Genomic DNA, 3,962 nt, shown 5'->3' on the forward strand with positions numbered 1-3,962 from the left:
TTCGCGGGGACGACACGGTCAGCCGTCTACCGCAACACGTTGGGGACGCTTGATTTTTATTATCAGGTCGCCCGCACCGGAGGCGGCTCGGTGGCCAGTCAGTCGATTGATGGCCTGACAGTCTCGAATTTCCTCGGCTTCACCGTGGACGGCTTCGTCAGCGCGGGGGATCCCGACGGCGGCGGCGCGTTCACGGCGGCGAACAACCCGCCCGCTTCCACCACGACGGTCGGCCGCAGTTCCGATGGGCAGGTTGTTCAAACATTCTTCGGCTCGAACGGCCTGCTCGGCTCGGACGTCAGCGCGACCTACATATTCCGCACCAACGCGACCGATTTCACGACCGGCACCTTCGGTCTGATTAACGGCTCCACCTTCACCGGTCAGGCGTTCGCGCCCGCCGTGCCCGAGCCCGCGACCTGGGGCATGATGATCCTCGGCTTCGGCCTGATCGGCGGTGCCCTCCGCCGCCGCAAGAGCACCGTCAGCTTCGCCTGACCATCCCGCTCTGGATCGACAAAGATAGCCGCCGGTTCGCAACCGGCGGCTATTTCCGTTTCGGTCGTAGATGAATGACGCCGCCGTCCCGGTCGCGAGTCGATGCCGCGCCCTCTTCCAATGTTGGATTTCTTCTGCTCCAAGCTGGCGAATGACGGCCCAAGCCACCTCGATCAGCCCTGATGTTCCGGACATCCGCCGGTCCCGTCCAGTGCCGGGGTCGTCGGAACTCGATTTTTTCACGCTCACCATCCGAAATGATGTAAAAGCGGAAACAATCAGCGGCGCGGGTTTCCGTGGTGGTGTCAAGCGTGTCAACTGGACCAACCTTACGGAATGGATCGGCGATTTTCCCGATCGCGCGTTCTTGGCGTGACCCTAGTGACCTATCGCGCGCCCGCCCCACCCGCCATTGAAACGCGTCCACGCCTATACTTCCCTAAACTTGTTCAGGCTCGGCGATGCATTTTGACAGTTCACGGCCGGTTCAATCGGGTTAGCTCACCCGCCCCGCCGATATCCCAAGGAGCCCGTCCGCTGATCTATCCGCCCGTCCCCACCGCTATCCTCGCCGCCGTGCTGGCCTTTGTCACGGCCGCAGTGCCCGTCGTCGCGCAGCAGGGCAGGCCCGCCTCGGGGGCAGGCGACATCGCCGCCGTCCAGCGGCATCTCCAGTCGCTCTCCACGCTAACCGCCGATTTCTCGCAGACCGACCGCGGCGGGCGCGTGCTGACGGGGGTGCTCACGCTCAAACAGCCCGGCCGCATCAGATTTCAGTACGCGCGCGGGGTGCCGCTGCTCATCGTCGCGGAAGGCGGAGCGCTGACCTTCATCGATTATCAGGTGCGCCAGGTTCAGCGCTGGCCGATCCGCAACTCGCCGCTCGGCGTCCTGCTCGATCCGTCGCGCAACCTCGCCCGTTTCGCGCGGGTCGTGCCGGGTCCGCCCGGGGTCGTGTCGGTCGAGGCGCGCGATCCCGCCCATCCCGAATATGGTCGTATAACCCTGATCCTCGCGCGGCGACCTGACGCGCCCGCCGGGCTCACGCTCCAGGGATGGGTCGCGCTCGACAGCCAGAACAACCGCACCACCGTGCGTCTGTCGGGTCATCGCTACGGCGCGCCCGTGAGCGACGGGGCGTTCCGCTGGACCGATCCGCGGAGGGGGTCGCCTCGATCCTGACGCGCGGTTCATCGAAGCGACAGGTTATGGCGGTATAGGCCCCGGTGCGGATGTGGGGCGGGGGTTCGGGATTTTCCCCCTGTTGCTCGGGCCTTGGCTCCATTTCCCGCCTGCGTGACTACGCCAGGTCGGCCCTTGTTCCACGCCCCCGGAGCAAGGGCCATTGGCCGCAGGCGGCCAGCGGCGCATCGCCGCCGGACTCGCCAAGGCGCGGCCGGCGGGGCCCCGCCCCGACCGACGACGCGGCTTCGCCGCGGCGCGCTCCACTCGCCGGGTGACGTTCCACGTGGAACCGCTTACACCGTCGCTCGTGAAGATCGTTTCCTGGAACATCAACTCGGTCCGTTTCCGGATCGACATCGTCCTGCGTCTGTTGCGCGAATACGAGCCCGACATCCTGTGCCTTCAGGAAACCAAGGTCGTCGACGCGGACTTCCCCGCCGATGCCTTCCGCGAACTGGGCTACGACCACATCGTCCTCCACGGCCAACCCTCCTACCACGGCGTCGCGGTCGTCAGCCGCGTCCCCGTGACGAAAGACGACCGCCTAGACTGGCAAGCCAACCGCGAGGCTCGCCACCTCGGCGTGCGCTTGCCGAACGGCGTACGGCTGGAGAATGTCTACATCCCGGCCGGTGGCGACCTCCCCGACCGCGCGATCAATCCCAAATTCGGCCAGAAACTCGACTTCCTGGACCGCATGATCGGCTGGTCCGACACGCTGGGCGTCCCCACGATCCTGGTGGGCGACTTCAACATCGCGCCGCTCCCATGCGACGTATGGAACCACCGCCAGCTGCTCGGCACCGTCAGCCACACGCCCATCGAGGTCGAGGCGCTCGCCCGGCTCCAGGCCGCGGGCGATTGGGTCGATCTCGGCCGCCGGTTTCAGCCTCCGCCCCAGCCCGTCTTCACCTGGTGGAGCTACCGCGCCAAGGACTGGGCCGCCTCGAACCGCGGCCGCCGCCTCGACCACCAATGGGCCACCCCCGACATCGCGGGTTCGGCCCGGGCGCATCACGTCATCACCGAGGCCCGCGACTGGCCCAAGCCCTCCGACCACGTCCCCCTCATCACCGAGTTCGATTGGTGAGCGATCCCCGGCGGCCGACGGCCGTCCCCCAAGCACGCGCGGCTGCCAGGGCGATCGACGCGCTTCGCCGAGGCTGGCCGATCGCCATCGACGGCCTGGGCCTGCTCGCGGTCGAGACCGCCGACCCCGACCGGCTCCGCGCCTTCGAGAATGACGCCCGGAGCGACCTCCTCATCTCATCCGGCCGCGCCGCGACGCTCAAGCTCGCCAACCAACGCGAGGCCGCCACTCCGGACTTTCCCGTGCTTGTCGAGCGCGCACCCTGGATCGACCTCGCCGCCGCCGTCGCGCTCGCCGACCCGCAATTCGACCTCGCTACCCCGCTCAAGGGCCCCTACCGCGCGCTGCCGCCGCCCGATCCCGCGCCCGCCGCCGCCGCGCTCCGCCTGGCGCGCATCGCCGGCCTGCTCCCCGCCTTCTTCACCGGCGATGCATCGGGGGCCGAGGTGACGCTCACCCCCGCCGACATCGACGCGCACGAGGATCCCGGCCGCCTCCGCCTGGCGGTTCGCGCCCGCTTGCCCGTGGACGGCGCGGAGGACGCGGAAATCGCCGCCTTCCGCTCGCCCGACTCCGCCGACGAGCATATCGCGCTGCTGCTCGGCCGCCCGAACGGCCGCCCTCCGCTGGTGCGCCTCCACAGCGAATGCCTGACCGGCGACGTTCTCGGCAGCCTCAAATGCGACTGCGGTCCCCAGCTCGCCCAGGCGATCCGCGCGATCACCGCCGCCGAGTGGGGCATCCTCCTCTACCTACGCCAGGAAGGCCGCGGCATCGGCCTCGTCAACAAGCTGCGCGCCTACGCCCTCCAGGATCAGGGCTTCGACACGGTCGACGCCAACATCCGTCTGGGCCTGCCGGTCGACGCCCGCGATTTCGGCGTGGCGGCACGGATGCTGACGCTGCTCGGCCAGGACCGGGTGCGGCTGCTGACGAACAACCCCGCCAAGGTAGCCGGATTGGAGGCGAGCGGGATCACCGTAGTCGAGCGGATGGCGCATCACCTACCATCCAATTCACACAACGAACGCTATTTGGCTACGAAGCGCGACCGGACCGGCCATCAGTTATGAGGCGATTACGTCACCCCGGACTTGTTCCGGGGTCCATCGTTGCGCGTGGCCCCACCCCGCCGAGTCCGTACGACGATGGATGCCGGAACAAGTCCGGCATGACGAAGAGGGGTGAT

General features: G+C 68.0%; 5 protein-coding genes. All 5 read left to right on the forward strand.

The genetic code is table 11. The annotated features are described in order from the left end of the window. Positions 1-498, forward strand: a 498-nt coding sequence (locus ACFE7F_RS15585) for a PEPxxWA-CTERM sorting domain-containing protein (protein WP_375404762.1), incomplete at its 5' end; no start/stop codon positions are given. Between the two features lie 151 nt (positions 499-649). Next, on the forward strand, positions 650-874 hold the full coding sequence (locus ACFE7F_RS15590; RefSeq protein ID WP_375404763.1) for a hypothetical protein: 225 nt from the start codon (positions 650-652) through the stop codon (positions 872-874). A 200-nt stretch (positions 875-1,074) separates the two neighbouring features. Continuing rightward, entirely contained in the window at positions 1,075-1,680 is a 606-nt protein-coding gene (locus ACFE7F_RS15595) for an outer membrane lipoprotein carrier protein LolA (protein ID WP_375404764.1), read from the forward strand. A 310-nt stretch (positions 1,681-1,990) separates the two neighbouring features. Continuing rightward, entirely contained in the window at positions 1,991-2,773 is a 783-nt protein-coding gene (locus ACFE7F_RS15600; RefSeq protein ID WP_375404766.1) for an exodeoxyribonuclease III, read from the forward strand. Beyond that, positions 2,770-3,846 (forward strand): GTP cyclohydrolase II, encoded by a 1,077-nt coding sequence (gene ribA / locus ACFE7F_RS15605; RefSeq protein ID WP_375404765.1) that lies wholly within the window; start codon positions 2,770-2,772, stop codon positions 3,844-3,846. Before ACFE7F_RS15600 ends, ribA begins: the two co-directional genes overlap by 4 nt. Positions 3,847-3,962: the final 116 nt, after the last annotated feature.

The organism is uncultured Sphingomonas sp. (genome assembly GCF_964235535.1).
Taxonomy (GTDB): Bacteria; Pseudomonadota; Alphaproteobacteria; order Sphingomonadales; family Sphingomonadaceae; genus Sphingomonas.

What these genes read in the sequence shown, in the direction of transcription:
- ACFE7F_RS15590 (WP_375404763.1), top strand. Translation starts at nt 650, where the DNA reads ATGACGGCCCAAGCCACCTCGATCAGCCCTGATGTTCCGGACATCCGC.